We start from the raw sequence: 24,817 nt of genomic DNA, 5'->3' as shown, positions 1-24,817 counted from the left end.
CATGACGCAGGACCAGGACACCGGCCTGGGGCGCTGGGACCGCCGTTATCTCGGCCTCGCGGCCCATATCCGGGAGTGGTCGAAGGACCCGCGCGGCCGGGTGGGCGCCGTGCTCGTTGCGCCGGAGCTCAACCGCATCGTCGCCACGGGCTTCAACGGCTTCCCCAACCGGATCGAGGACGACCTGGACCGCCTCTCCGACAAGCCCACCAAGCTCGACATGATGGTCCATGCCGAGCAGTCCGCGCTCCTCTTCGCGGGAAGGGAGGCGAGGGGCTGCACGCTCTATGTCGTGGGGAAGCCGGTCTGCAACCACTGCGCCGTGCTCTCCATCCAGTCCGGGATCCGGCGCGTGGTGGCCGCGGCGCCGCGCAACGGCACGAAGTCGGAGTGGGATCGGCGCGGCCACATCTCCGCCCGTCTCTTCGTCGAGGCCGGGCTGCGTTTCGACGCCGTGCCGGACGAAGTCCTCCGCCAGATCATGCCCGGGGAAGCCGGTGCGGCCGCGACGCTGGATCCCACGCCGACCCCGGCCCGCTAGGGGCGGCGCCTCAGCCCGCGCCGAGCAGGACCGCGATCTGGTAGGTCGCGAAGGCCGCGAGGTAGGCCAGCGCGAGCATGTAGCCGAAGCTCACCAGCATCCAGCGCCGGCTGCCCGTCTCCCGCCGGATCACCCCCAGCGTCGCCGCGCATTGCGGCGCGAAGACATACCAGGCGAGGAAGGCGAGGGCCGTGGCGAGGCTCCACTTGCCCGCGAGCGCCTGGCCCAGCCCGGCCGAATCATCCTCCCCGCCCGCCACGGAATAGACGGTGCCGAGGGAGGCCACCGCCACCTCCCGCGCCGCCATGCCGGGGATCAGCGCCATGCTGATCTGCCAGTTGAACCCCACCGGGCTCAGCACCGGCTCCACGGCGCGGCCGATCATCGCGGCGAAGCTGTATTCGATGGCCGGTTCCGTCGCGCCCTCCGGCGGCCGCGGGACGGAGGAGAGGAACCAGATCAGCACCATCATGGACAGGATCGTGGTCCCGGCGCGCCGCATGAAGACCAACGCCCGCTGCCACAGCCCGATGGCCAGGTTCCGCGCGCTGGGCAGCTTGTAGTCCGGCAGCTGCAGCATGAAGGGCTCGGTCGCGTGCTGCCGCCAGAGGACCTTCTTGATGACGAAGGAAACGAGGAGGGCGGAGGCGATTCCGGCGGCGTAGAGCCCGAACATCACCAGCCCCTGCAAGTTCACCCAGGCCAGGGCGCCTTCGCCCACCGGCCGGTTCGGGACGAAGGCGGCGATGATGAGCGTGTAGACGGGAATGCGGGCCGAGCAGGTCATCAGCGGCGCAACCAGGATGGTCGCCAGCCGGTCGTGCCGGCTGTCGATCACCCGCGTCGCCATGATGCCGGGGATGGCGCAGGCGAAGGAGGAGAGCAGCGGGATGAAGGACCGGCCGTGCAGCCCGGCGCCGCCCATGATGCGGTCCATCAGGAAGGCGGCCCGCGCCATGTAGCCGAAATCCTCCAGCAGAAGGATGAAGAGGAACAGGACCAGGATCTGCGGCAGGAAGACCAGCACGCTGCCGACGCCGCCGATCAGCCCGTCATGGATGAAGCTTCGCAGCAGGCCGAGCGCGCCGCTTTCCGGCAGCATCGCGTCGGTCAGCCCGCCCAGCGCCGAGAAGCCCGCGTCGATCGCGTCCATGGCCGGGGTCGCCCAGGCGAAGACCGCCTGGAACATCAGGAACAGCACCGCCAGCAAGATGATCAGGCCGAGGACCGGGTGCAGCAGCACCGCATCGATCCGGCGCGTGCCGGAGGACGGGTCGGCCGGGGCCGCGACGCAGGCGGCGAGGATGCGGTCCGCCTCGCGCTGGGCGGCGCGCACATTGCCCGCGGCTCCCTCCTGCCAGGTGACGGGACCGGGCGGCGGGAGATCGGCGAGCATCCCGTCCAGCCGCGCCAGGAGCGCATCCGTCCCCTGGCGGCGCACGGCGACGCTCTCCACCACTGCCACGCCCAGTTCCCGCGAGAGCCGGTCTAGGTCGATCCGGAAGCCGCGGTGCCGGGCGATGTCCATCATGTTGAGCGCGAGCAGGATTGGCCGACCGGCATCCTTCAGCTCCAGCGCCAGCCGAAGGGCGGGGCGCAGGTTCGTCGCGTCCGCGACGAGGAGCAGCAGGTCCGGCGCCACCTCGCCCTTCAGGCGGCCCAGCACCACGTCGCGCGTCACCGCCTCGTCCGGGCTGCGGGCGCGCAGCGCGTAGGTCCCGGGAAGGTCGATCAGCCGCAGTTCGCGGCCGCCCGGCGTCATGGAGCGGCCGACCTTCCGTTCCACCGTTACGCCGGGATAGTTCGCCACGTGCTGGCGGCTGCCGGTGAGCGCGTTGAAGAGCGCCGTCTTGCCGCAGTTCGGGTTGCCGACCAGCGCAACCCAGGGGGCGGCGGCCCCGGCGGGGGCAGCGGTGTGCGCGAGGAGGGACTCGCTCATGCCGCGGTCAGGCCGGCTCGACGATCACGGCGCGGGCCTCGCGGCGGCGCAGCGCCACCGTGCTCCCGGCCACGCGCACGGCAATGGGATCGCGGAACAGGCCCTGGTGCAGGATCTCCACCGGTGCGCCCTCGGTGAAGCCGAGCTCCAGCAGCCTCCGCTCCAGCTCCGGCCCGGGAAGCGGCCCGCCCGGTCCATCCACCCGGATCGCGCGGATGCGGCCCTGGAAACCGACCGGCAGGGCGCCGAGGTCGGCGGCCTGACCGGGAATGTGGGAGGCGGGGTTCATGGGCCCGCTATAGGCCCGCTCGTTCGCGGATGCGAGCCGCTTGCAAGCGGCCCGAGCCACCGGGCGGGCGGACTACCGCCCCAGTGCCTGAATCACTTCCTCGACCAGCGCCTCCGGCGGGCGGTCCGGGACGACGACGATGGGGTGTTCATCATCCTCGGGCGGTTCCAGCGCGGCGAACTGGCTTTCCAGCAGGCTCGGCGGCATGAAATGCCCCGCCCGCACGGCAAGCCGAGGGGAGAGCAGGTTCGTTCCGCCCTTCAGGTAGACCAGCCGCACCCCGCCTCGCCCGCCGATGAGGATGTCGCGGTAGCGGCGCTTCAGGGCGGAACAGGTCACGACGCCCGAACGGCCCGCCGTCAGCAGTGCGTCGATCTCCGCGGCGATGGCGCGGAGCCAGGGCCAGCGGTCCTCATCCGTCAACGGCGTGCCGCCCGCCATCTTCGCGACGCTGGCGGGCGGGTGCATGTCGTCCCCCTCCAGGTAGGTCCAACCCAGCCGCTGCGCGAGAAGACGGCCGACCGTGGTCTTCCCCGCCCCGGAGACGCCCATGACGAGCACCACCTGCGCCGGCATGGTCGCCGATCCCGCCCCCGCGGCCCCGTTCCCCATGGCGTTCTCTCCCTGGCTCCCCATCGGCCCTTGCCCCAAGTTAGACCCGTCCCTCAGGCATATCGGGTCCTCGGGCAAGGGCCACCGCTTCCGGCGCGCGCCCGCGAAGCCTATATCGGCGGCGCGATGATCATCCCCTTCCGCAAGATGCATGGCCTCGGCAACGACTTCGTCGTGCTGGATGCGCGCGCCACGCCGCTTCCCGTCAGCCCGGACCGCGCCGCCGCCATCGCGGACCGCCGCACCGGCATCGGCTGCGACCAGTTCATCGTCATGGAGCCGGGCGAGGGCGGGGCGGAGGTGTTCATGCGGATCCGCAACCCCGACGGCTCCGAGGCCGGGGCCTGCGGCAACGCGACCCGCTGCGTGGCGGAGCTGGTGATGACGGAGTCCGGGCGGGACGCGCTCTCCGTTCGCACCATTTCCGGCGAGCTGCCCTCCGAGCGCCTGCCGGATGGCACCATCCGCGTGGACATGGGGCCGGCCCGGCTGGGCTGGGACGAGGTGCCGCTGGCCCGGGCGATGGACACCCTGCACCTGCCCCTCTCGGCCGAGGGCGTGTCCGATCCGGCGGGCCTCTCCATGGGCAACCCGCACGCCACCTTCTTCGTGCCGGACCTCGCGGCGCTGGACATCCCGCGCATCGGCCCGGCGCTGGAGCACGACCCGTTCTTCCCCGAGCGTGCCAATATCGGCTTCGTCCAGGTCCTGGCGCCGGACCACCTGAAGCTGGTGGTCTGGGAGCGCGGCGCCGGGCTGACGCTCGCCTGCGGCACTGGCGCCTGCGCCGCGCTGGTGAACGCGGCGCGCCGAGGCCTCTCCGCCCGCGCGGCCACCGTCTCGCTGCCCGGCGGCGACCTGCGGATCGAGTGGCGGGAGGACGGCCACGTGCTGATGTCCGGCCCCGCCGCCACCGCGTTCACCGGCATGATCGACCTCGACGCCTATCCGGCGTGAGGGGTCCCACCGCGAAGGAGAGCGCATGGCCCTGAAGGACTTGTGGGGGCGGCTGACGGGCCGCCTGGCCACCCCCGAGCCGGTCTCCCCGCCGCCGGCCACCGAGCCGGACGCGCCGGCTATCCCGCCCACGCCCTCCGAGCCGTCCGCCCCGGTGCGGGAGCCGGACCCCGAGCCGCAGGTCCCGGAACCGGATCCGACCACCGGCGACCCGCCGGCCTCTCCCCCGCCGATCCAGGCCCATCAGCCGGATCACCTGCTGCCGCAGGTCTCTGGCATTCCGGGCTTCGTTCTGCCGCAGCCGGTCCCGATGCCGACGGGGGAAGCGGGCTTCCCGCCACCACCCCGCCCGATGATGCCCGGCATCCCGGAGGAGCCCGACCTCGGCGAGCCCGAGGTCGCGCAGCCGGTGCCGAAGGTCGTGCACCTGCACGCCCCGCCGCATGCCCCTTCCATGCTGCGCGAGGAGCCGGCCCCGGCGCCGGCGGCGCCCCGGGCGGAAGTCCCGCCGGCGCCGCCCGCCCCAGGGCCGGAGGCCCTGGCAGAGGAGCCTGCGACGACGGGCGGCTTCTTCTCCCGGCTGAAGGCGGGCCTGTCCCGTTCCACCGCGCGGCTAACGGAGAACCTCACCGGCCTGTTCCGCAAACGCCGCCTGGACGATGCGGCGTTGGAGGAGCTGGAGGAGACGCTGATCACGGCCGATCTCGGCCTGCCGGCTGCACAGCGCATCGTCGCCAGCTTCCGCCGCACCCGTTTCGGCAAGGAGGTGGGCGAGGACGAGGTGAAGTCCGCCCTGGCCGAGGAGATCGCCGAGATCCTGGCCCCCGTCGCGCAGCCTTTCAGGCCGGACTGGGGAAGGAAGCCCTACGTAGTGCTCGTCGTCGGCGTGAACGGCACGGGGAAGACCACCACCATTGCAAAGCTGGCCCAGAATTACAGCGCGGAGGGTCGCCGCGTGATGATGGCGGCGGGCGACACCTTCCGCGCCGCCGCCGTGGAGCAGTTGCAGATCTGGGGCGAGCGCACCGGCAGCACCGTGGTCGCCCCCGCGAAGGAGGGCGCCGATGCGGCCGGCCTAGCGCATGAGGCCCTGCAGCGCGCCCGGGCCGAAGCCGCCGACATTCTCCTGATCGACACCGCCGGCCGCCTGCACAACAAGGCCGGGCTCATGGAGGAGCTGCGCAAGGTCGTCCGCGTCCTCCGCAAGCTGGACGCGGAGGTGCCGCACGCCGTTCTTCTCGTGCTGGACGCCACGACCGGCCAGAATGCCGTGCAGCAGTGCAAGGTGTTCCGCGAGATGGTGGATGTGACCGGCCTGATCGTCACGAAGCTGGACGGCTCCGCCAAGGGCGGCGTCGTCGTGGCCCTGGCAGAGGAGTTTGGCCTGCCCGTCCATGCCGTGGGCGTAGGCGAGACCGCCGCCGACCTCCGTCCCTTCGAGGCACGGGACTACGCGCGATCCCTGGTGGGTCTTTCCTGATGGCGGAAGTGCGCTGGGAGCGGCTGACCGCCGCCGAAATCGGCGATTGGGCCGCCCGCGACGCCACCGTGATCCTGCCCGTTGCCGCGCTGGAGCAGCACGGGCCGCATCTGCCGGTCTGGACGGACAGCCTGATCGGCCACGCCACCGCCATCCGCGCCGCGGAACTGGTGGCCGCGGACGCGCCGGCGATCGTGCTGCCGCCGATGTGGCAGGGCATCAGCGAGCACCACCTGCCCTTCGGCGGCACGATCAGCCTGGATTTCCGGGCGATGCAGGCGGTGATCGCCTGCGTGGTCCGCTCCATCCAGGCCTGCGGCTTCCGCAAGCTGCTCCTCTCCAACTCCCATGGCGGCAACGTGGAGCCGCTGATGGTGATTGCGCGGGAACTGGGCGCGGAGACGGGGATCCCGGTGGTCACGGTGACGATCCACAACGCCGCAGCGGCAGCGATCGCCGGCATCCTGGAGACGCAGTCCGGCACTTTGCACGCCTGCGAGGCGGAAACGAGCCTCTACCTGGCCCTGAACCCGGAGGGTGTGCGGAAGGACCGCATCGCCGGCGCGATCTCCGAGAACGCCCGGTCCGTCGGCAGCAGCGCCTTCCAGCGCTTCTGGTCTTTCGCGGAGCGCGCGCCCGGTACGGGCGTGCGCGGCGACCCGCGCGCGGCAACGGCGGAGAAGGGCGAGCGCATCCTGGCCGCCATGGCCGAGGCGCTGGCGAAGGGGCTTCGCGATCCCCTTCTCTGGTCGGTTCCGGACGACGTCTGGACGCCCGGCCGTGCCGGGCGCCCGCCTCAGTAGGAGAAGGGAATGTTCAGCCGCGCGCCTGCCGCCGGGTCGCGGTAGAGCCGGTCCTGCCGCTCCGTGTAACCGCGCGTGCCGGACTGGGTACGGGCATCGGGCAACGAGCGGGGCTCGATCAGGTCCGGGCGGATCGTCGCGGTCTCGGGTGCGGGCGGGGGCCGCGGCGCCTCGATGTTGCGGTTCGGCATCGGGGCGATGTCGGCCTGCGGCGCCGGAGCGGGCGCGGGGGCCGGGATGGTCAGCACCTCCTCCTGGGGTGCCGGGGCCACACGGCGCCGCACAGGACGACGCCGGGCCGGGCGCCGGCGAGCGGCCGGAGCGGGCGCTGCCTGCGGGGCGACCTCCGGGGCCGCCTCCTGTACGAGCTGGATGCCCGCTCCTGGCGGTCCGCCATCCAGTGGCGCGGCACCGAGAAGGAACGTGGATAGGGCAAGGGTTGCGATCATCCGGCACCTCCGGCCAGGGCGGGCCCGGGCAGGGGGCGCGTACCCCGCGCATCCTCGGGCGGATTGAGAACGGCGGGGCCTGGATAACCGGCCCCCTCGCGCCAGGCGTGGAGCGCCCATCGGACCGTCGGGAAGGCGATATCGTCCCAGGGGATCTCGTCCCAGGCGAAGGCGCGCACCTCCAGGCTCTCCGGCCCGGCCTCGAAGCCGGGCTCATCCAGCCGAGCACGGAACATCACCTGGACCTGGCCGATGCGGGAGACGGAGTAGACGGCCAGGACCCCTTCCGTCCGGATCCGGGCGCGGGCTTCCTCCCACGCCTCGCGGCGGGCGCCTTCCTCCACCGTCTCGCCCATTTCCATGTAGCCGGCGGGCAGGGTCCAGAAACCGCGGCGCGGCTCTATGGCGCGGCGGCAGAGCAGAACGGCCTCGCCACCCAATCCATCGGGCAGGGCGACCACCGAACCCACCACGATCTTAGGGTTCTCATAGGCCACGTAGCCGCAGTCCCGGCAGACCAGCCGGTCGCGGTCGTCATCGGCCTGCCGTACCCGTTCGAACTGCCCGGACATGGGCGGAAGAATGGCGTCGGGCCTTTCCGGTCACAACCCCTTAACAAGTCCCCGGGGGTGGCAGACTAGACCCGGAGGTCGAGCAGGGAGCCGCGTGGTAGAGGGGTGGCTGGCGCGGCTGGCACGGCTTCCAGCACGCGCTGGGGCGGGGCGGCGGAGCGCTCCGACCCGCCCGCGGCGGCGCGGACCGGGCGAACCTCCCCGATGCCGGCGGCGCGGGAAACGTCCTGCGTGAAGGCGGCAAGAGAGTTGCTGCTGATCATGCGCAGGATCATACCGGAGAGCCGTGAATCCCTGGTTAAGCGGGAGGGTCGGATGGCGTGCATGGCCCAGCCTCGCCGGCCGGGCCGTTAACACTCCAGCAACCAGTGGCTGTATTTCAGCCGATCCGCGGCGAGGGCAGCCCCTGCGCCTCCAGGAAGGAGAGCCGCGCCAGCAGGTCGTCGTCGCGGCAGAGCATCAGGCCGCGAAGTCCCGTCCCCTCCGGTGCCTCGATCTCCAGTTCCAGCGCCACGGTGCCCTGGGCGACCGTCACCGGAAAGGCGGTCGCGAAATCGCCGGCGGGAAGGTCGGCGACGCGGGCCCCGCCTGCCGGGGCGGAGTCGGCGAAGAGTGCGGCGGTCAGCCCACCCCCGCCCTCCGCCCGGAACTCGAGGTGAAGCCGCAGCAGCCCCTCCGTGCCCGGCGGCAGGGGAAGGCGTAGCCGGGCGGGACCGCCCGCCAGCGCGGTGCCCCATTCTTCCGGCGGCCGCCATCCCGCGCCGTCCCGCACCAGGTCGCCGAGCGCGATGGCCGGGTCCGGCACCGCCGAGTCAGCTCGCCCCAGCGGGAGGTGCAGCCCGAGCGGAAGGGAGAGCCGCTCCGCTACCGGCGTCACGGCGGCCTTTCCGAAGTCTTCGAGCGCCGCGACCACCTGGGCCAGCACCGCGTCCCAGCGGCGCCGCGCGGGCAGGGCGGCGACCGAGGCCTCCGCTGTGTCCAGCGCCCCGGGCTCGAAGAGCAGCCGCTCCACGGCGGCCGCCATGCTCGCCTCGCTCTGCGGGTCCACGTAGACGGCCGCGCCCTCGCCCGATTCCAGCAGGGCGGAATGGCTCGGCACCACCGGCACCTTGCCCCAGGCGAGGCTCTCCGTGACCGGTAGCCCCCAGCCCTCGTAGTGGGAGTTGTAGAGCGTGAAGAGGCAGTCCCGGTACAGCGCGGCCAGCCCGCCATCGGAGATGCCGTGCAACAGCACCACGTGGCGGGACAGCTCCGCATTGCCCTCCAGCAGGTTCATCGCCGCCTCGGCGTGCCAGCCCTGGGCGCCGACGCAGACCAGCCGGGGCACGCGCGCCGGCCCGTGCCGGCGCAGCAGGGCCAGCCAGGCGCGGAAGGCAGTCAGGTGGTCCTTCCGGCTCTCGACCGTCGCGACGAACAGGACGTAGGGCTCGGGCGGGCGGGGTGCGCGCGTCCCGTCCAGCGCCGAGGGATCGGGGGCCGCGTTGCCGCGCGGGTCGGCATCCAGCCGCACCACCTGCATCGGCAGTTCCAGCCCGGGGAGAAGCGAGTCGAGGAAGCGGTGACCATCGGCCCGCGTGCACTCCGAATTGCAGAGTACCCCGTGCGCGTGGACGCCCATGGAGGAGAACCAGCGCACATAGTCCTGCACCAGCGTCCGCACGCAGTGTTCCGGCATCACAAGCGGCACGCAGTCGTGCAGGAAGGGCACGAAGCGCAGGCCGGCACCCCGCTGGGCGGCGCGGAGGCCGCGGAAGTAATCGGGAATGCCCCAGGAATTGCCAAGGTTCACCAGGGAGGTGCCGGGCGCGAAGACATGTGTCCGCCCGCGCCTGGCGGCCTCCAGCACCGGGTCCCGCGCCGCGATCCAGGCCGGATCCTCGGCGTCACTGCCGGCCGCCGCAGCAGCAAGGAGCAGGGACAGCGCCTCCGCCGGGACCGCCCGCCAGGCAACCCTTTCGCGGTCGAAGGCCAGGTAAGCCGCGTCCAGCCCGGCCCCGAGCGCCGCGCCGACGAGGCTGGCCTGCACGCGCTGGATCCCAGTGAGCGTCCGCCGCCCCTCGAAGTGGAGGAGAAGGTCGCTGATGTCGAAGGCGATGCCGCCCCCGGCCGGCACCGGTGCGCGCGGGCCGGCGGCACCGCCGGCGCGCAGCATCGCCATGCGGGGGCGTGGCGGCGGGGCGAGCATCGTGGGCATCCGCGGCACCGGGCGCGCCGGGGCTGCGGCCGCCGCCGTGGCAGGGCGGGGCGCCGGGGCGGGCAGGTCGGCGGCGATGGTGACCGGGCGGGCCGGGCGCGGCGGCTCGGGCGGGCCGGGATCCCCGGCCATCAGCGCGGTGATGGCCGCCTGCACCCCAGGGCCCGAGGTGGCCCCGGTCTCCAGCGCCACGGCCATGGCGTAACGCTCCCAGGCCTCCTCCGGCCGGCCGCTGAGGCGGAGCGTGTGCCCGGCATGGCGGTGCGGCGCGGGGTCCGCGGGGGCTTCGGCAGCGGCGCGGGAATAGACGGTCAGGGCGGCGGCGGGATCGCCCGCCCGCCGCAGGGCGTGTCCCTGCCACAGCAGCGCGCCAGCCGGGTCCGGCAGCTGCGCCGCGAGGGCCGCGTAGCGCAGCGCGGCCTCCGCGAAACGGCCCTCATGCCACAGGCGGGCAGGCTCATCCGAGGGGGCGGGGGGCTCGTTCGGCCAGGCATCCATCACCCGATGGGTAGCGGGCGGCGGCGCCGGCCGGAAGAGGCGATCAGGGGTCCAGGCGACGCCCGCTGCCCGCATCAAAGACGTGAAGATGCCCGGCTGGCAGCTGGACGGGCAGGACGGCGCCGGAGAAGGCACCGGGGAGCCGCGCGGTGACGGCCAGCCCGCCGGGGGCGCGGCCATGCACCACCGTCTCCGACCCCAGAGGCTCGATCAGTTCCACCGCCAGCGGCAGCGAGTCGGGCCCGTCACCCGGCTCTATGTGCTCCGGCCGCAGACCGAGGATCAGGGGCATGCCGGCCGGGCCGGGGCGCGGGCCGTCGGCGAACTGGATCGCGGAGCCCTCGGCCAGTCGGGCCGCGCGGCCGCCCTCCTCGAGCGTTGCCGGGATGAAGTTCATGGAGGGGCTGCCGATGAAGCCGGCCACGTAAGTGTCCGCGGGGCGGGAGAAGATCTCCATCGGCGGAGCGACCTGAGCGGGCCGGCCGGCGTTCATCACCACCAGCCGATCCCCGAGCGTCATGGCCTCCACCTGGTCATGCGTGACGAAGAGGGAGGTGACGCCGAGCCGCCGCTGCAGCCGCCGGATCTCCGCCCGCATCTGCACGCGAAGCTTGGCGTCGAGGTTCGACAGCGGTTCGTCGAACAGGAACAGCGCGGGCTCCCGGACAATGGCGCGGCCCATCGCTACGCGCTGCCGCTGCCCGCCGGAGAGCTGCTTCGGCTTGCGCTCCAGCAGCGCGCCAATTCCCAGGATCTCCGCGGCGGCCTGCACGCGCTTCTCGATCTCCGCGCGCGGCAGGCCACGGATCTTCAGGCCGTAGGCCATGTTCCCGAAGACGCTCATATGCGGGTAGAGCGCATAGTTCTGGAACACCATCGCAATGTCGCGGTCCGCAGGCTCCAGCCCCGTCACGTCGCGGTTGCTGATGACGACCTGGCCGGAAGTGGGCGTCTCCAGCCCCGCCACGATCCGCAGCAGGGTGGACTTGCCGCAGCCCGAGGCGCCGACGATCACCACCAGCTCCCCGTCCGCCACCTCCAGCTCGATGCCGTGCAGAACCTGGGTCGCGTTGAAGGATTTGCGGACGTCGCGGAGGGAAAGGGTGGCCATGGAGCTTACTTCTCGGTTTCGGTCAGGCCGCGCACGAACCAGCGCTGCATCAGCGCCACCACCAGGACAGGCGGCAGCAGGGCCAGCACGGCGGTCGCCATGATGGTGTTCCAATCGTTCTGGCTGTCACCCCGCCCGATCATCTTGGACAGCCCCACCACGATCGTCTCCATGGAGCGGTCGTTGATGATGAGGAGCGGCCAGAGATACTGGTTCCAGCCGTAGATGAAGAGGATGACGAAGAGCGCGGCGATGTTCGTCAGCGAGAGCGGCAGCACCACGTCTTTCAGGAAGCGCAGCGGCCCCGCCCCGTCGATCTTCGCCGCCTCGACGAACTCATCCGGGATGGTCAGGAAGAACTGGCGGAAGAGCAGCGTGGCGGTGGCGGAAGCGATGAGCGGGATCACCAGCCCGGCCCAGGTATTGCCGAGATTCAGGTCCACGATCACCTGGAAGGTCGGGATGATCCGCACCTCCACCGGGAGCATCAGCGTGATGAAGATGGCCCAGAATGCCGCCATGCGGCCGGGGAAGCGGAAGAACACCACAGCATAGGCGGAGAGGATGGAAATGGCGATCTTCCCCACCGCGATCAGTACCGCCATCAGCAGGCTGTTCCACAGCATGAGCGAGGCGGGGGTGGTGCGCATGACGCCGCCGCCCTTGCCCCAGGCCGTGGCATAATTTTCCACGGCGTGGGTGCCCGGCAGCAACGGCACCTCACCGCGCCCGATGGTGCCGGAGTCATGGGTGGAGCCGACCAGCGTCATCCAGATCGGGAACGCGACGATGAGCACGCCTAGGATCAGCGCGGCATGCGCCACCACGCGGGAGACGAGCCGGCGGCGGCGCGTGGCACGCAGCAGCGCGTCGTCCCGAATGAGGGGAGGTGCCTCCATCAGTAATGCACCTTCTTCTCGACCGCGCGGAACTGGAAGGCGGTGAGGAGGACCACCAGCACCATCAGGATCACGCTCTGAGCGGAGGAACTGCCGAGGTTCAGGTTCTCCACGCCGTCGATATAGACCTTGTAGATCAGGGTCTCCGTCGCCTTCGCCGGGCCGCCGCCGGTGAGTGCATGGATGACGCCGAAGGTCTCGAAGAAGGCGTAGGTCAGGTTCACCACCAGGAGGAAGAAGGTGGTGGGGGAGAGGAGGGGGAAGATGATCGTCCAGAAGCGCCGAGCCGGCCGCGCCCCGTCGATGGCCGCCGCCTCCAGCACGGAGGCCGGGATGGACTGCAGCCCGGCGAGGAAGAAGATGAAGTTGTAGGCCAACTGCTTCCAGGCCGCCGCCACGATCACCAGGATCATCGCGTGCGTGCCGTTCAGCCGGTAGTCCCACGGGATGCCGATGGCGTTCAGCCCGCGTCCGATCAGCCCGATCTGCGGCTGGAACAGGAACAGCCAGAGCACCGCGGCCACGGCCGGCGCCACCGCGTAAGGCCAGATCAGCAGGCTGCGGTAAACCGTGGCCCCGCGCAGCGACTTGTCCGCCTGCACCGCGAGGAACAGCGCCAGGCCAAGCGCCAGCCCGGCCACGCAGCCGGAGAAGACAAGGGTATTGAGGGCGGCGTGCACCCAGCTGGGGTCCGCCAGGACCTCACGGAAGTTCTCCAGCCCGACGAACTCGCTGGAAAGGCCGAACGCGTCCTCCCGCAGCATGGACTGGTACACCGCCTGCCCCGCCGGCCAGAAGAAGAAGACGACGGTCACCACAAGCTGCGGCGCCAGGAGCGCGATCGGCAGCAGGGTGCCGCGGAAGATAACCTTTTTCTGCATGGCGCCTTTCAAGCTGCCGGGCGGGTCACCCCGCCCGGCGCGGGTAAGTCAGTTGGCGCGGCTATTCGCGCGCTCGAAGTTACCGAGCACCTGGTTGCCGCGGGTATTGGCGCTCTGCAGCGCCTGCTCCGGCGTCGCCTGGCCCTGGAAGGCCCGCTCCATCTCCTCCTGCACGATGTTGCGAATCTCAATGAAGCCGCCCAGGCGGATGCCCCGGCTGTTCGGGGTCGGGTCGCCGCCGCGCAGCATCTGCTCGATCGGCACGTCCGCGCCGGGGTTGCGCCCGTAGAAGCCGGCGGCCTTGCTCGCCTCATAGGCCGCGCGGGTCACAGGCACGTAGCCCGTGTCCTGGTGCCACTGCGCCATCACGGCGGGGCTGGTGGCGTAGCGGAAGAACTCGGCCACGCCGCGCAGCTCCTGCGGGGAGCGCTGCGTGTTCGGCCCGCGCTGCATCACCCAGAAGGCCGCCCCACCGATGATGGAGTTGCGGGGGCGCGTGCCCTCGTAGAAGGGCAGCATCGCCGCGCCCCACTTGAACTGTGCCTCGCGCTCGATCCGACCGCGCAGGCCGGAGGAGGCGAAGGAGATGGCGCACTGGCCGGCTGGGAACATCGGATCGGCGGTCGAATCGCGGCCGCCGTAGCGGAACAGCCCTTCCTTCTGCCAGTTCACCAGGTTGGTCAGGTGGCGCACGAGCAGCGGGTTGGTGAGGTTAAGCTGCGTGTCCAGCCCCTCGAACCCGTTGGCCTTGCTCGCCAGCGGCACGTCGTGGATGGCCAGCAACTCCTCCACCATGAGCCAGCTCGGCCAGGAGGTGGTCATCGGGCACTCGATCCCGGCGGCCTTCAGCTTGCGGGCGGCCTGTTCCACGCCTTCCCAGGTTGCGGGGAAGCTGTTCACATCCAGGCCCGCGCGCTGGAACATGTCCTTGTTGTAGAACGTGATCGCCGTGCTGCTGTTGAAGGGCAGGGCCATCATCTTGCCGTCGGCGGTGCTGTAGTAGCCGGCGACGGGCCCGATGAAGTCGCGGGTGTCGATGGCGACGCCCGTCTCCGCGATGATTTCATGCAGCGGCTTGATGGCGCGGCCGGCGCTCATCATCGTGCCCGTGCCGACCTCGAACATCTGGACGATGTGCGGGGCGGTGCCGGCGCGGAAGGCGGCGATGGCGGCCACGGCCGTCTCGGGATAGCTGCCGCGGAAGGTCGGCACCACGCGGTACTGCGCCTGGCTGGCGTTGAAGTCGGTGGCGATCTTCTCCAGCAACCCGCCGGCGGGCTGGCTCAGCCCGTGCCAGAACTGGATCTCGACGGGCTGCTGCGCGCGCGCCGAGAAGGGGGCCGAGAGGCTCGCCAGCGCGAGCGCGCCGGCGGCAAGACTGCGTCGCCGCATGGTGGTTCCTTCCTTGGTGGAGGCCCGATGGAGCCGTTGCCCGGGGTTAGACGCCCCATGTTGAGACGAGACTACAGATCAATGACCGGTTTGTGGAAGGGTGCTCGTTCGTGTGGAGGGCCTGTCATCAACCCTCCCTTCAGGATTTTGCCGGAGAGTTGCGGACATGGAACACGAAACCACCCTTCGTCCGGACATCCTGCCTCCGGGTGCCCGCCCCGCGCAGGGCCCGGTCAAGGCGACTTCGACGGCCGGGCGGCCGGGCGGGGCGGGGCTGCCCTGGCAGGCTGTGGGGCGACTTCGCCTCGCGCTGGATGGCCAGGCGAGGCGGCTGGCTGCCGGGCCGCTGGCCGACCCCCGTCGCGGGCTGAAGCCGGAGTGATCCGGGGAAGCCCTTACCTCGCGGAACCCCTTGCCGAGGCGCGCGCGATGCGCTTCCTCTGGCGTCGGTAAGAGGGGAACCGCCATGGCCGATGCTTTCATCTGCGACGCCGCCCGGACAGCCATCGGCCGCTATGCCGGCGGGCTCTCCGCCGTGCGGGCGGACGACCTCGGCGCGGTGCCGCTGAAGGCGCTGATGGAGCGCAACGCCGGCGTGGACTGGGCAGGCGTGGACGACGTGATCTTCGGCTGCGCCAACCAGGCTGGCGAGGACAACCGCAACGTGGCCCGCATGGCCCTGCTCCTCGCGGGCCTGCCTGAGACGATCGGCGGCAGCACGGTGAACCGCCTCTGCGGCTCCGGCATGGATGCTGTGGGCACGGCCGCCCGCGCCATCAAGGCGGGGGATGCCAATTTCATGATCGCCGGCGGCGTGGAGAGCATGACGCGCGCTCCCTTCGTGCAGGGTAAGAGCGCGGAGGCTTTCGGGCGCACCGCCGAGATCTACGATACCACCATCGGCTGGCGCTTCGTGAACCCGCTGATGAAGAAGACGTACGGCACGGACTCAATGCCGGAGACGGCCGAGAACGTCGCGCAGGATTTCCAGGTGAACCGCGCCGACCAGGACGCCTTCGCCCTCCGCAGCCAGCAGCGCGCCGCCGCTGCCCAGGCCGCCGGCCGCTTCGCCGAGGAGATCGTTCCCGTCACCATCCCCCGCCGCAAGGGCGACCCGGTGGTGTTCCAGCAGGACGAGCACCTGCGCCCGGAGACCACGGCAGAGGCCCTGGCGAAGCTTGGCACGCCCTTCCGCAAGGAGGGCGGCTCGGTCACCGCGGGCAATGCCTCGGGCGTGAATGACGGCGCCTGCGCCATCCTGGTAGCCGATGAGGCATCAGCCCGCCGCTATGGGCTGACGCCTCGCGCCCGGGTGGTCGCTACGGCCACAGCCGGCGTGCCGCCCCGGATTATGGGCTTCGGCCCGGCGCCGGCGACCCGCAAGGTGCTGGAAAAGGCGGGGCTGAAGCTCTCCGACATGGACGTGATCGAGCTGAACGAGGCCTTCGCCGCCCAGGCGCTGGCGGTGACGCGCGACCTCGGCCTGCCCGACGACGCGGAACACGTGAACCCGAACGGCGGCGCCATTGCGCTCGGCCATCCGCTGGGGATGAGCGGTGCGCGGCTGGTGCAGACCGCCGTGCACGAGCTGCACCGGCGCGGCGGTCGTTATGCCCTCTGCACCATGTGCATCGGCGTCGGCCAGGGCATCGCCATGGTGATCGAGCGGGTCTGAGCGGACCCGCCCCGCCGCGCGGTCACGCGGCGGGGCGGCTCTCCGCCTGCAGGGCTTTTGCCGTCTCCATCCACTCCCCGGTCTGCACGACGGAGAGGCCGGCTTGGCGACAGGCATCCTCCAGCGCGCGCGGCAGCACGGCCAGCAGCGCCTGTATCATCGCAGCGTCGCGCTCGTCGGTCATGCAGTCCAGGAAGGCGCGCAACTCGGGCGCGCTGATGCGCAGGAAGGGGCCGAACTTGTCGCTGGCGCGGCCCAGCCAGTCCCGGAACATCTGCGGCCAGCCGGTGGCTTGCCGGAACTCCATCCGCGGCTCGCCGTCCTTGCTCTGAACCTTCACCCGCACGGCAGGCCAGCGGGTCGGGCCGGAGGCGAGGCTCACAACCGTCACATCCAAGTGCCTGTAAGAGGCGCCGGGCAGGTGCTGATGCAACCGCACCACCTCGTAGCGTGCTGGGGCGCGGCCGGACAGCACGTTGGTCGGCATCACGCGGACCGGAGGCTGGGCGGGCGCGGCGGTGGCCTGGGCTGCCGTCGGGGCAGCCGTCTCCCTGGGCAGGGCCGGTGCAGGCTCAAGGGGCGGCGCGGCCGCGACCGGCGCGGTCGTGGCACGAGGGGGCTCCATGGCCGGCCTCACAGGCGCCAGGGCCGCGGGCCCGGCCGGCGGGGCCTCGGCAGGGGCTGGCCCCGCCTGCGGCGCGAAGAGGCGTTGATCGACCCTCGTCACCGGCAGTGGGGCAGGGTCGGCAGGAAGCGCGGCAGCTGGCGGAGCGACGGAGGAGGCGGGGGTGCCGCCCGTCCCGCCCGCGACCAGCCCGGGGGGGGGCACGGCCAGACTGGGCAAAGGAATCGAGAGCGCCACCGCGGGGCGAAGCGCCTCGGCTACGCGGGGGACGGGGGCTGGGGGCTCGGGGCGCGAAGCGGCCGGGGACACGGGCGCGGCCGGCGCAGGCTCCGCCGCAACCGGCGGGCTGACGGGAGCCGGAACGGACGCGGCCGGCACGGCATCGGCAGCGGCCGCATTGGTTTCCCGCGTCGCGGGCGCGGGGAAAGCCGAGGCTGCGGGCCGCGCAGCGGCAGGCGCCGTCTCCCCCGCATCCTCGCCCGGCGCAGGGGCTACGGGCTCGGGCGTGCCCGCACGCGAGGCGGAAGCCGCGAGCCGCTCGATCTCGACGGAGGCGGCCGCCGGTCCGGCCCGAAGCGCGATGGCAAGCCCCGCGCGCCCGCCAAGGCGGACGGAGAGCGGCAGAGAAAGCTCAAGCCCCTCCTCCGGCACGCCGCGCCACCCCGTGCCCGCCGCCCCGGGCGGCAGGCGATCCAGCCCCGCGACGTCGCCGGGCAGCGAATCCAGGGGGTAGACCCAAGCGGCCGCCTCGGCCCCCGCGCCGGCATTCCCCAGCCCGATCCGCAGCCGGTCCAGCCCCGGCAGGTGAAGGTGCGGCAGCAGCAGCACCGCTCGGCCCTTCGCGGCGGCGCGCAGCATGGGGCGCGGGGTTTCCTCCCCCAGCGCCACGGTCTTCGCCTCGCCTTCCAGCGCCCGGGCCTCGGCCCAGACCGAACTCGGCAGGGCCAGGGGCACGTCGTTCGCGGGTAGGACCAACCCGACCTCCTCCGGCATCCAGTGAGCCGGGGCGAGGTAGCGGCTGCCCGGCGTGCCGGCCCAGGCGCTGAAGGCCACGCCGTGCTCGCCCTCAATCCCGGACCACCGTGCATCGCGGGAGAGGCCGGGCAGCCCTGGTCCTTGCGGCGTCACCTCCAGCACCGCCGTCTCCTTCACGGGGCCCAGCGGCGTCGGTAGGTCCAGCGTCAGCCAGCCCGGCGACAGCGCGCGGGCGGGCACGGCCCAGCACCCGACCACGCGTCCGCTCTCGCCCCCGATCAGGCGAAGGCGCAGCATGCCCTGGCCCGTTCCCGCCCCGGCGGGGTGCACGGCGATAGCGGCCAGCCCGGCCAACCCGGTCCCCAGCGGCTGGCGGAAGGCGCCGAGGATGGGGGGGCCATCCCCCACCTCCCCCGAGAAGGCGAGCCGCGGCTCCGCCGGGGGGCGGTGGGCCAGGTAGGGCGTCGCCTCGGACATGGCCTCGCGCAGCAGCTCCATCTCCTGCCGCGCGGCCACGATGGCCTTCGACGCCTCGGCCTCCCTGGCTCGGGAGGTGGTGAGGGCCTCGGTGACGAGGGCGAGCACGCCCGGCAGCGCCGCCTGGCCGGTCGAAGCCAGCACGAAGGGCGGGGCCGGCAGGCCCGCAGCCTCCTGCCACCAGCGGCTCAGCGCCCCGATCCGCAGCCGCTCGCTCGCAACAAGGGCGAGGGTGGCGGCAGGCGGCGTTTCCACCGGCACCGCGGAGGAGGGGTCCGGTGCGCGTGTGCCGGCGGGATGCAGCAGCGTCAGGCCCTGCCGCTGGGAGACCATCCAGACATCGAGCGAGGGGGTGGCGAGCGGGGAGGGGTCCATCACCCCCTCCGCCACGATCACCAGGGGGCGCCCGCTGGCGAGGCGCGGCAGGTGCAGGGGGTCGGCGTGCAGCATCACGGGGCGAGGACCTCTGGTGTCACGTCGGAGGGTTCGGCTGGGCCATTTTGGCCGGCCTGGAGCCAGTCGAGGAGGGGGCGCGTGCGCGTCGCCAGGTCCGGCAGCGCGGCGGCGCGGGCCGCGGCGCCACGGGCCAGGGCGAGCAGGAGCCCACGGTCGACAGACAGGGCGGCAAGGCGGTCGGCGAAGGCAGCGGACACGGCAGGGTCCGCGCGCACCTCGACCAGAAGTCCGTCCACGCCATCCGCCACCATCTCCGCCACGGCGCCGGTTTGCGTGACCAGCGGCACGCAGCCCATGCGCTGCGCCTCCAGGATGATGAGCGGGGAGCCCTCGAAGCGGGAGGGAAGGACGAGCACGTCGGCCCAGGCGAGCAGCGCGTCCACCCCGTTTCCATCGGCCGGTGGCTCGATATCGAGGCCGGGGATCGGCTCCGGCTCCCGCCCCAGCACCGCGCGGCCGGCAGCCCGCCATTCCGCCCAGGGGGTGAGGGCGACAATGTCGCGGAGCCGATCCAGCCCCTTCTGCGGGTCCAGGCGGCCGAGGAATAGGGCGCGCAGCCTTCCGTCCCGGCCCTCGCGCGCCGCCAGGGCGGCCGCGGCGGTGCCGGGTGCTGCCTCATGCCCCGGGCCGTTGGGGAGGAGGAGGATCTTCGAGGCGGGGATGCCTTGCGCGATCCCCCAGTCCCGCAGGCCCTCGGAAACCACGGCCACCGCGTCGTAGTCTCCCTCATGCGCGAGCAGCGCGTGGGGGTTGCCCATGGGTGCTCCCGCCGCCTCGCGCTCCACCACGTGCAACCCCGCGACGGTTCGGATGCCGATGCCCCGCAGCGCGCCGGCGATGGCGTGGACGCCGCGGGCATGGGTGGCCAGCACTGCCGCCATGGGCGCCAGCTGGCCCACCGCGTCGCGCAGCGTGCCCTCGCCCAGGCCGGAAGCGCCGGGCAGGGGGGCGCCGAGATGGGCCGTGTTCGGGTCCACCCCCTCGATGCCGCCGCGCGCCGGGAACTGCACCGTCTCGAAGGCGGCGAGCGCGTCGGCCGGCACCAGCGCCGTTCCCGCCCCCGTCACCACGAGATGCGGCCGCCACCCGGCCTGCCGCAGCGCGCGGGCATAGCCGACCAGCACGCGCTCCACCCCGCCCATCTCGAAGACCGGGGCCGCAAGGGCCACGTCGCGGGCGTCCGCTGTCACCCAGGGCAGTACGGCGCCCGCACCGATCAGCTCGCCATAGCCGAGATGGGCGCGGGCGCGCGGGCGACGCCAGTCGCCGCGCCACTCGCCGCGATCGGGATGGCGCGTCGCGAAGGTCTCCGCCAAGGCGGCGTACTCGTCCTCGGCTTCCGCCAGCGGATCGGAGGGCGTGGGCACATCCGGCAGGATGACGCGCAGCCCGGCCCGGCGCCGCGCCGCGGAGGCCACGGGCGCCCCCAGGGCAGCCGATTCCTGCCAGCTCTCCGTGCGGTAGAGCAGCAGCGCCGGCCCCTCCGGCATCCCCTCCACGCGCTCCAGACCCAGCCGCCCGGCCGGACCGGCGGCGAGGGCGATCCCGACCGCATCCGCCCCGCGCAGCAGGATCTCGGCCTGCCACAGCACGTTGTGCAGCAGTCGCCCGGCCGCCAGCGCCTCCAGCGCCCCAAGGGCGGCGAAGAGAAGGAAGGGCGGCGCGTGGACGGCCTGCGGGTGCCGCGACGCTTCAACGATCTGGCGGCGGGCGGCGGCACGGTCCAGCGGCGCGCGCCCCGGGCGCAGCGGGTCCACCACTGGCTCCGCAATGGGGGAACCCGCCCGGTACAGGAGGAACCGGGGCACCTCCGCCGATTCCAGCGCCAGCAGGCGCTGCGGCCGGGCGAGGGGCCGCAAGGCCGCGCGCATCCCGGCAAGGATCGCCGCCCGGCGCCGCTCTGCCTCCACCCGCATTCCCCCGGCACGGCGGCGATAGGCGAAGCCGGACATGGGCAGGTGCCGCCCGCGGAACCCCGCCGCCCCGGCGCGCAGCCAGAAGTCCCAATCCTCGAAGCCCTGCCGCATTCCCTCGTCGAACCGGAGGCCAGCGTCGAGCACGCGGCGGGAGACGAGGCTGCCCGCGTCGCTCGTATTCTCCAGAAGGTGCATGAAAAGGGAGTGCTCTCCCGCCGCCGAGGCGTGGCCGGGGATGCCGAAGAAGTCGAAGTCCGGGTAGATCCAGCCCGTCTCGGGCCCGGACGCCTCGAGGAGCGCCGCCGCGCGATGGATGAGCAGCGGGCCGAGCCGGTTGTCCGCGTCCAGGAAGAAGACCGCGCGGCAGCCCGGCCAGGCACGGAGGACGAAATCGATCCCCGTGTTGCGCGCCGCGGAAAGGCCGCCATTCGCCTTCCGCAGCAGGAAGACACGGCCGGGATGGGCGGTGGCGAAGCGAAGCGCCGCCGCGCGCGTCTCCGGCATCGGGCATCCATCATCGACCACCACGGCCGCCACCCGGCGCGGGCCACGCTGGGCCAGCACGGAGAGGATCGCCTCCTCCAGCAAGGCCGGTTGGCGCCAGGCCGGGATGACCACGGCAATATCCGGGGGCAGCTCGGGCGCGATCTCCGCTCCCGTCATGCGGCGGGCGCCCTGGGTGCCCCGAGCAGCAGCCCGCGGAGCCGGGCGAGGTAGCGGTCGGCCATCGCCGCCCCGTCCCAGGATGCAGCGAGGCGCCAGGCGGCCTCGGTCCTCGGCCCGGCGATGGCCGGGTCCAGGCATGCGGCAAGCGCGTCCGCCATGGCGGCCAGGTCCTCCGGATCCGCGAGGAACGCCATGCCCGGCGCGGCATTGCCCAGCGCCTCCAGGGCGGCCGGGCTGGCGGCCACGGGGAGCAGGTGGCCCGCGGCCTCCAAGAAGGCGAGCGGCGCCCCTTCCAGACGAGAGGGCAGGGCAAGGAGGTCAGCACCGGCCAGGAGCGGCGCCGGATCCGCCAGCCGGCCGAGAAGCCGCAGCGGGTGCCCCACCGGCGCCGCGCGCCGCAGCGTCTCCTCCAGCGTGCCCGCCCCGGCGCAGGCGATGACGCCCCCGGTCCGCCGCGCGAAGGCCTGTGCCAGCTCCGGGAGGTGGTCTGCGCCCTTCGCCGCATCCAGCCGCCCCAGGAACAAAGCGACCGGGGTTTCCGGGGAGACGCCGAGCAGGGCGCGCAGCGCCGTGCGGGCGGCCGCGCGGTCCAGCGGTGCCGGGGGATCCACGCCGTTGGGGATCGTCGTCACGCGGCCGGGCGGCAGGCGGAGAAACCGCTCCAGCCGCGCGGCTGTCGGAGCCGAGACCGCCACCCAGTCCGCGCGCATGGCCGCGGCAGCTGCCAGCGCCTCCGGGTCCAGCCCGGCCGGTGCCTGATCCCCCGGCGGGGCAAGGTGGGAGACGACGAGGCTGGGCGTGCCGGCTTCGGCCAGTGCCTCCATCGCGCCGCCGGCCTGGTCCGGCCAGGGCAGGGGCAGAAGGGCGAGCTCGGGGGAAGAGGCCACGAGCGCGGTCCGCGCGGCCTCCGCCTGGGTGCGCCGCGCCGTCTCCGGCAGGCCGCGGCGCCAGGCGAGAGCGGCATCCATAATCCGGTGCCCGCGCCCTTCCAGCACCGGGTGCAGGGCCGACCCGGCGGCGAGCGTGACGGCCATGCCAGCGGCGGCGGCGGCATCGGCCACCCGGAGGGTATGCGCCTCGGCCCCACCGAAGCGACCGCTGGGAAGAAGCACGAGCAGCCGGCGCGCGCGGGAAGTCGTCAGCATTGCCTCATCTTACCTCGGCCCGCCGCGCCAGCCCATGCCCCATGCTCCGGAATGGCGGCCGTCCCGCGCTGCAACATGTGTTCTTCGGCCGCCAGGTTATTTGGGCTAGGGTGGCGACGGTGCTGCGAAACAGGCTTCCCCCGGGCCTCGGCGGGCCGCGAGGATGACAGATGGCTCGATATCTTGTGACAGGCGGTGCCGGCTATGTGGGTAGCCACGTGGTTCTGGCGCTGTTGAACCGTGGCGACGACGTCGTGGTGCTGGACAACCTGCGGCAGGGTCACCGTGAGGCGGTCTCCCCCGGGGCCGAGCTGGTGGTGGGCGACCTGGCCGACCATAAGCTGCTCCGGGACACCCTTGCCCGCGGGCAATTCGACGGGGTGCTGCACTTCGCCGCCCTCTCGCTCGTGGGCGAGAGCATGCGGGATCCCATGCGCTACATCGCGGAGAACCTGAGCCACACGATGTGGCTGGCCGATGCGGCGGTTCGCGCCGGGGTCCGCCGCTTCGTGCTCTCCTCCACCGCCGCCCTCTTCGGCCTGCCCACGCGGATCCCGATCGACGAGGCCGAGCAGGTGGCGCCGGTCTCGGCCTATGGCGAATCCAAGCTGATGGCCGAGCGCGGGCTGGAATGGGCGGACCGCATTCACGGGCTGCGCTCCGCCTCGCTTCGCTACTTTAATGCGGCCGGCGCTGATCCTGGTGGTCGGCTGGGCGAGGATCACAATCCGGAGACGCACCTGATCCCCAATGCGGTGAATGCCGTGCTCGGCCTCGGCCCGCCGCTCACCGTCTTCGGCACGGACTACGACACGCCGGACGGCACGGCGATCCGCGACTACGTCCATGTGGCGGACCTGGCGGACGCGCATCTGCGCGTGCTGGACAAGCTCGTGGACGGGCCGTCCTGCCGCTACAACGTCGGCAGCGGGACAGGCGCCTCCGTGATGGAGGTGATCGCGGCGGTGGAACGGGCGGCCGGACGCCCCGTGCCGCACACGCTCGGCCCGCGGCGGGAGGGTGATCCCCCGGTGCTGGTGGCCTCCAACGAGAGGCTGCGCCAGGAGACGGGCTGGTCGCCCCGCCTGGGCGCGCTGGACGACATCGTCGGCACGGCCTACGCATGGCGCGCCCGCAACCCGAGCGGATACAAGGGTATGGCGGTGAAGAAGGAGGCCGTGAGCGCCTGACGATGCGGATCGCCCTGCTGATGAGTCACGCCGACCGCTCCATGGCCGGCGCGTTCCGGGACATGCACTTCATGCGCTTCCTGGCGGCTGGCGGGGCGGAGGTCGCGGTGTTCCGCCTGCATCCCGGCGCCGCGGTGGAGCACGAGGTCTTCCTGGACGGCGCGGTGCCCGTGACCTTCACCCCCTCGGACAATCCGGGGGAGATCCCGCACCGGCAGGTCTCGGCGGCGCTGGTGCAGGCGGTGCGCGGCTTCGCGCCGGACGCGATCCTGTTCAAGGGGCTGAGCTACCGGATCAACGCCGCGCTGCACGAGGCGCTCCGGGAGTTTGGCACGGCCCCGCTCACCGGTTTCGTGGTCGGCGGCAGCGTGACGGACCCGGTTCTGGACCGCGCGGACTTCGTATTCGGTGAGTACACGGAGCAGCTGAACCGGCACTTCCCGCGCTTCGCCGGGGCCGGGCGCGCCTTCATCATGCCGAAATACGTGGACCTGGAGGCTACCCGCCCGGATCCCATGCCGGCCCCGCCGCTGCACGACATCGTCAATGTCGGCGGGCTGCACGAGAAGCGGAAGAACCAGGAGGATGTGGTTCCCTTCACCGACTCCTGGCGCGTCGCCCTCGTCGGCGGCGGCTCCCCTCGGCCCGAGGTGAAGGCGGCGGTGGCCGATCCGTCCCGACTGACCCTCACCGGGCGCCTGAAGCCGCCGGAGGTGATGACGCTGCTGAAGCGGTGCCGGATCATGGTCCACACATCCCGCATGGACGGCCTGCCGCGCGCGGTGGTGGAAGGGATGGCCTGCGGCCTCCCCGTGATCGTCTACTCCGCCACCGTGAACGGCGGCTTCGTGCAGGGGCAGCACGGATTCATGGTCGGGCCGGACGGGCTTCGGCCCGCCGTCGAGCTGCTGCTGCGGGAGGAGGGGCTGCGCCGGATGATGAGCCGTCGAGCCCGGCGCCACGTGGAGCAGAACCACGGCCTGCCGGCGTTGGAGCGGGCCGCGCGGGGCTTCCTGGAATTCTTGGCCGGGGCGCCGGCGCGCCTCGTGAGCGCCCCGGTGGCGGGCTAGCGCAC

At 72.6% G+C, this 24,817-nt stretch carries 22 protein-coding genes; 8 read left to right on the top strand and 14 right to left on the bottom strand.

Translation table 11 applies throughout. From position 1 onward, the window contains the following. Position 1: 1 nt before the first annotated feature. The gene (locus J5Y10_RS18660) at positions 2-541 is read left to right on the top strand and encodes a deaminase (RefSeq protein ID WP_209375604.1); all 540 of its coding nucleotides are present in this window, start codon (positions 2-4) and stop codon (positions 539-541) included. A 10-nt stretch (positions 542-551) separates the two neighbouring features. On the opposite strand, the gene feoB is transcribed toward J5Y10_RS18660, so the two are convergent. The 3 genes from feoB to J5Y10_RS18645 all read right to left on the bottom strand — a co-directional run bounded on the left by feoB (position 552) and on the right by J5Y10_RS18645 (position 3,381). Beyond that, complete coding sequence (gene feoB / locus J5Y10_RS18655) at positions 552-2,480, bottom strand: ferrous iron transporter B (RefSeq protein WP_209375603.1); 1,929 nt, start codon at positions 2,478-2,480, stop codon at positions 552-554. Between the two features lie 7 nt (positions 2,481-2,487). Further along, positions 2,488-2,769, bottom strand: a complete 282-nt coding sequence (locus J5Y10_RS18650; RefSeq protein ID WP_209375602.1) for a FeoA family protein — start codon at positions 2,767-2,769, stop codon at positions 2,488-2,490. 72 nt (positions 2,770-2,841) lie between these two features. Beyond that, the gene (locus tag J5Y10_RS18645; RefSeq protein ID WP_245214859.1) at positions 2,842-3,381 is read right to left on the bottom strand and encodes a gluconokinase; all 540 of its coding nucleotides are present in this window, start codon (positions 3,379-3,381) and stop codon (positions 2,842-2,844) included. 126 nt (positions 3,382-3,507) lie between these two features. Between J5Y10_RS18645 and dapF the strand changes: the two genes are divergently transcribed. The 3 genes from dapF to J5Y10_RS18630 all read left to right on the top strand — a co-directional run bounded on the left by dapF (position 3,508) and on the right by J5Y10_RS18630 (position 6,621). Next, on the top strand, positions 3,508-4,338 hold the full coding sequence (gene dapF, locus J5Y10_RS18640) for a diaminopimelate epimerase (RefSeq protein WP_209375601.1): 831 nt from the start codon (positions 3,508-3,510) through the stop codon (positions 4,336-4,338). 454 nt (positions 4,339-4,792) lie between these two features. Continuing rightward, positions 4,793-5,818 (top strand): signal recognition particle-docking protein FtsY, encoded by a 1,026-nt coding sequence (ftsY, locus tag J5Y10_RS18635; protein ID WP_408901591.1) that lies wholly within the window; start codon positions 4,793-4,795, stop codon positions 5,816-5,818. After that, positions 5,818-6,621, top strand: coding sequence for a creatininase family protein (locus tag J5Y10_RS18630; RefSeq protein ID WP_209375600.1), 804 nt, complete (start codon positions 5,818-5,820; stop codon positions 6,619-6,621). The genes ftsY and J5Y10_RS18630 overlap by 1 nt, the downstream gene beginning before the upstream one ends. Here the strand turns inward: J5Y10_RS18630 and J5Y10_RS18625 are convergent. The 8 genes from J5Y10_RS18625 to ugpB form a co-directional block, all read right to left on the bottom strand. Next, positions 6,615-6,869, bottom strand: coding sequence for a hypothetical protein (locus J5Y10_RS18625; RefSeq protein WP_209375599.1), 255 nt, complete (start codon positions 6,867-6,869; stop codon positions 6,615-6,617). The genes J5Y10_RS18630 and J5Y10_RS18625 overlap by 7 nt on opposite strands. Positions 6,870-7,066: 197 nt before the next feature. After that, complete coding sequence (locus J5Y10_RS18620) at positions 7,067-7,642, bottom strand: NUDIX hydrolase (protein WP_209375598.1); 576 nt, start codon at positions 7,640-7,642, stop codon at positions 7,067-7,069. A 65-nt stretch (positions 7,643-7,707) separates the two neighbouring features. After that, positions 7,708-7,905 (bottom strand): hypothetical protein, encoded by a 198-nt coding sequence (locus J5Y10_RS18615; RefSeq protein WP_209375597.1) that lies wholly within the window; start codon positions 7,903-7,905, stop codon positions 7,708-7,710. Positions 7,906-8,021: 116 nt separating this feature from the next. Further along, complete coding sequence (locus J5Y10_RS18610; RefSeq protein WP_209375596.1) at positions 8,022-10,334, bottom strand: glycosyltransferase family 4 protein; 2,313 nt, start codon at positions 10,332-10,334, stop codon at positions 8,022-8,024. 43 nt (positions 10,335-10,377) lie between these two features. Next, positions 10,378-11,445, bottom strand: coding sequence for a sn-glycerol-3-phosphate ABC transporter ATP-binding protein UgpC (ugpC, locus tag J5Y10_RS18605; RefSeq protein ID WP_209375595.1), 1,068 nt, complete (start codon positions 11,443-11,445; stop codon positions 10,378-10,380). Between the two features lie 5 nt (positions 11,446-11,450). Then, positions 11,451-12,344, bottom strand: coding sequence for a sn-glycerol-3-phosphate ABC transporter permease UgpE (ugpE, locus tag J5Y10_RS18600; RefSeq protein ID WP_209375594.1), 894 nt, complete (start codon positions 12,342-12,344; stop codon positions 11,451-11,453). Further along, positions 12,344-13,225, bottom strand: a complete 882-nt coding sequence (gene ugpA / locus J5Y10_RS18595) for a sn-glycerol-3-phosphate ABC transporter permease UgpA (RefSeq protein ID WP_209375593.1) — start codon at positions 13,223-13,225, stop codon at positions 12,344-12,346. The genes ugpE and ugpA overlap by 1 nt, the downstream gene beginning before the upstream one ends. Positions 13,226-13,273: 48 nt before the next feature. Then, positions 13,274-14,617, bottom strand: coding sequence for a sn-glycerol-3-phosphate ABC transporter substrate-binding protein UgpB (gene ugpB, locus J5Y10_RS18590; RefSeq protein ID WP_209375592.1), 1,344 nt, complete (start codon positions 14,615-14,617; stop codon positions 13,274-13,276). A gap of 166 nt (positions 14,618-14,783) precedes the next feature. On the opposite strand from ugpB, the gene J5Y10_RS18585 reads away from it, so the two are divergent. Both J5Y10_RS18585 and pcaF read left to right on the top strand, forming a co-directional pair. Then, positions 14,784-14,999 carry a hypothetical protein gene (locus J5Y10_RS18585; protein WP_209375591.1) on the top strand — a complete coding sequence of 72 codons (216 nt, stop codon included), beginning with the start codon at positions 14,784-14,786 and terminating at the stop codon, positions 14,997-14,999. Positions 15,000-15,083: 84 nt separating this feature from the next. Further along, positions 15,084-16,292, top strand: a complete 1,209-nt coding sequence (gene pcaF / locus J5Y10_RS18580; protein WP_209375590.1) for a 3-oxoadipyl-CoA thiolase — start codon at positions 15,084-15,086, stop codon at positions 16,290-16,292. 22 nt (positions 16,293-16,314) lie between these two features. On the opposite strand, the gene J5Y10_RS18575 is transcribed toward pcaF, so the two are convergent. Genes J5Y10_RS18575 through J5Y10_RS18565 form a run of 3 tightly spaced genes read right to left on the bottom strand, consistent with a single transcriptional unit; the run spans position 16,315 to position 22,552 of the window. Then, on the bottom strand, positions 16,315-18,819 hold the full coding sequence (locus J5Y10_RS18575; protein ID WP_209375589.1) for a DUF6212 domain-containing protein: 2,505 nt from the start codon (positions 18,817-18,819) through the stop codon (positions 16,315-16,317). Beyond that, positions 18,819-21,404, bottom strand: coding sequence for a glycosyltransferase (locus J5Y10_RS18570; RefSeq protein WP_209375588.1), 2,586 nt, complete (start codon positions 21,402-21,404; stop codon positions 18,819-18,821). The genes J5Y10_RS18575 and J5Y10_RS18570 overlap by 1 nt, the downstream gene beginning before the upstream one ends. After that, positions 21,401-22,552, bottom strand: coding sequence for a glycosyltransferase (locus J5Y10_RS18565; protein WP_209375587.1), 1,152 nt, complete (start codon positions 22,550-22,552; stop codon positions 21,401-21,403). The genes J5Y10_RS18570 and J5Y10_RS18565 overlap by 4 nt, the downstream gene beginning before the upstream one ends. A 170-nt stretch (positions 22,553-22,722) precedes the next feature. On the opposite strand from J5Y10_RS18565, the gene galE reads away from it, so the two are divergent. Continuing rightward, the gene (gene galE, locus J5Y10_RS18560) at positions 22,723-23,742 is read left to right on the top strand and encodes a UDP-glucose 4-epimerase GalE (RefSeq protein ID WP_209375586.1); all 1,020 of its coding nucleotides are present in this window, start codon (positions 22,723-22,725) and stop codon (positions 23,740-23,742) included. A 20-nt stretch (positions 23,743-23,762) separates the two neighbouring features. Then, entirely contained in the window at positions 23,763-24,812 is a 1,050-nt protein-coding gene (locus tag J5Y10_RS18555) for a glycosyltransferase (RefSeq protein ID WP_209375585.1), read from the top strand. Positions 24,813-24,817 lie beyond the last annotated feature (5 nt).

The organism is Roseomonas indoligenes (assembly GCF_017813365.1).
Classification (GTDB): Bacteria; Pseudomonadota; Alphaproteobacteria; order Acetobacterales; family Acetobacteraceae; genus Roseomonas; species Roseomonas indoligenes.
The sequence above is the reverse complement of the archived record's forward strand: the minus strand, read 5'-3'. Positions and strand labels throughout refer to the sequence as shown.

Coding starts and splice junctions, on each gene's coding strand:
- J5Y10_RS18660 (WP_209375604.1), top strand. CDS start 2: ATGACGCAGGACCAGGACACCGGCCTGGGGCGCTGGGACCGCCGTTAT.
- feoB (WP_209375603.1), bottom strand. CDS start 2,480: ATGAGCGAGTCCCTCCTCGCGCACACCGCTGCCCCCGCCGGGGCCGCC.
- J5Y10_RS18650 (WP_209375602.1), bottom strand. CDS start 2,769: ATGAACCCCGCCTCCCACATTCCCGGTCAGGCCGCCGACCTCGGCGCC.
- J5Y10_RS18645 (WP_245214859.1), bottom strand. CDS start 3,381: ATGGGGAACGGGGCCGCGGGGGCGGGATCGGCGACCATGCCGGCGCAG.
- dapF (WP_209375601.1), top strand. CDS start 3,508: ATGATCATCCCCTTCCGCAAGATGCATGGCCTCGGCAACGACTTCGTC.
- ftsY (WP_408901591.1), top strand. CDS start 4,793: ATGCTGCGCGAGGAGCCGGCCCCGGCGCCGGCGGCGCCCCGGGCGGAA.
- J5Y10_RS18630 (WP_209375600.1), top strand. CDS start 5,818: ATGGCGGAAGTGCGCTGGGAGCGGCTGACCGCCGCCGAAATCGGCGAT.
- J5Y10_RS18620 (WP_209375598.1), bottom strand. CDS start 7,642: ATGTCCGGGCAGTTCGAACGGGTACGGCAGGCCGATGACGACCGCGAC.
- J5Y10_RS18615 (WP_209375597.1), bottom strand. CDS start 7,905: ATGATCAGCAGCAACTCTCTTGCCGCCTTCACGCAGGACGTTTCCCGC.
- J5Y10_RS18610 (WP_209375596.1), bottom strand. CDS start 10,334: ATGGATGCCTGGCCGAACGAGCCCCCCGCCCCCTCGGATGAGCCTGCC.
- ugpC (WP_209375595.1), bottom strand. CDS start 11,445: ATGGCCACCCTTTCCCTCCGCGACGTCCGCAAATCCTTCAACGCGACC.
- ugpE (WP_209375594.1), bottom strand. CDS start 12,344: ATGGAGGCACCTCCCCTCATTCGGGACGACGCGCTGCTGCGTGCCACG.
- ugpA (WP_209375593.1), bottom strand. CDS start 13,225: ATGCAGAAAAAGGTTATCTTCCGCGGCACCCTGCTGCCGATCGCGCTC.
- ugpB (WP_209375592.1), bottom strand. CDS start 14,617: ATGCGGCGACGCAGTCTTGCCGCCGGCGCGCTCGCGCTGGCGAGCCTC.
- J5Y10_RS18585 (WP_209375591.1), top strand. CDS start 14,784: ATGGAACACGAAACCACCCTTCGTCCGGACATCCTGCCTCCGGGTGCC.
- pcaF (WP_209375590.1), top strand. CDS start 15,084: ATGGCCGATGCTTTCATCTGCGACGCCGCCCGGACAGCCATCGGCCGC.
- J5Y10_RS18575 (WP_209375589.1), bottom strand. CDS start 18,819: ATGCTGCACGCCGACCCCCTGCACCTGCCGCGCCTCGCCAGCGGGCGC.
- J5Y10_RS18570 (WP_209375588.1), bottom strand. CDS start 21,404: ATGACGGGAGCGGAGATCGCGCCCGAGCTGCCCCCGGATATTGCCGTG.
- J5Y10_RS18565 (WP_209375587.1), bottom strand. CDS start 22,552: ATGCTGACGACTTCCCGCGCGCGCCGGCTGCTCGTGCTTCTTCCCAGC.
- galE (WP_209375586.1), top strand. CDS start 22,723: ATGGCTCGATATCTTGTGACAGGCGGTGCCGGCTATGTGGGTAGCCAC.
- J5Y10_RS18555 (WP_209375585.1), top strand. CDS start 23,763: ATGAGTCACGCCGACCGCTCCATGGCCGGCGCGTTCCGGGACATGCAC.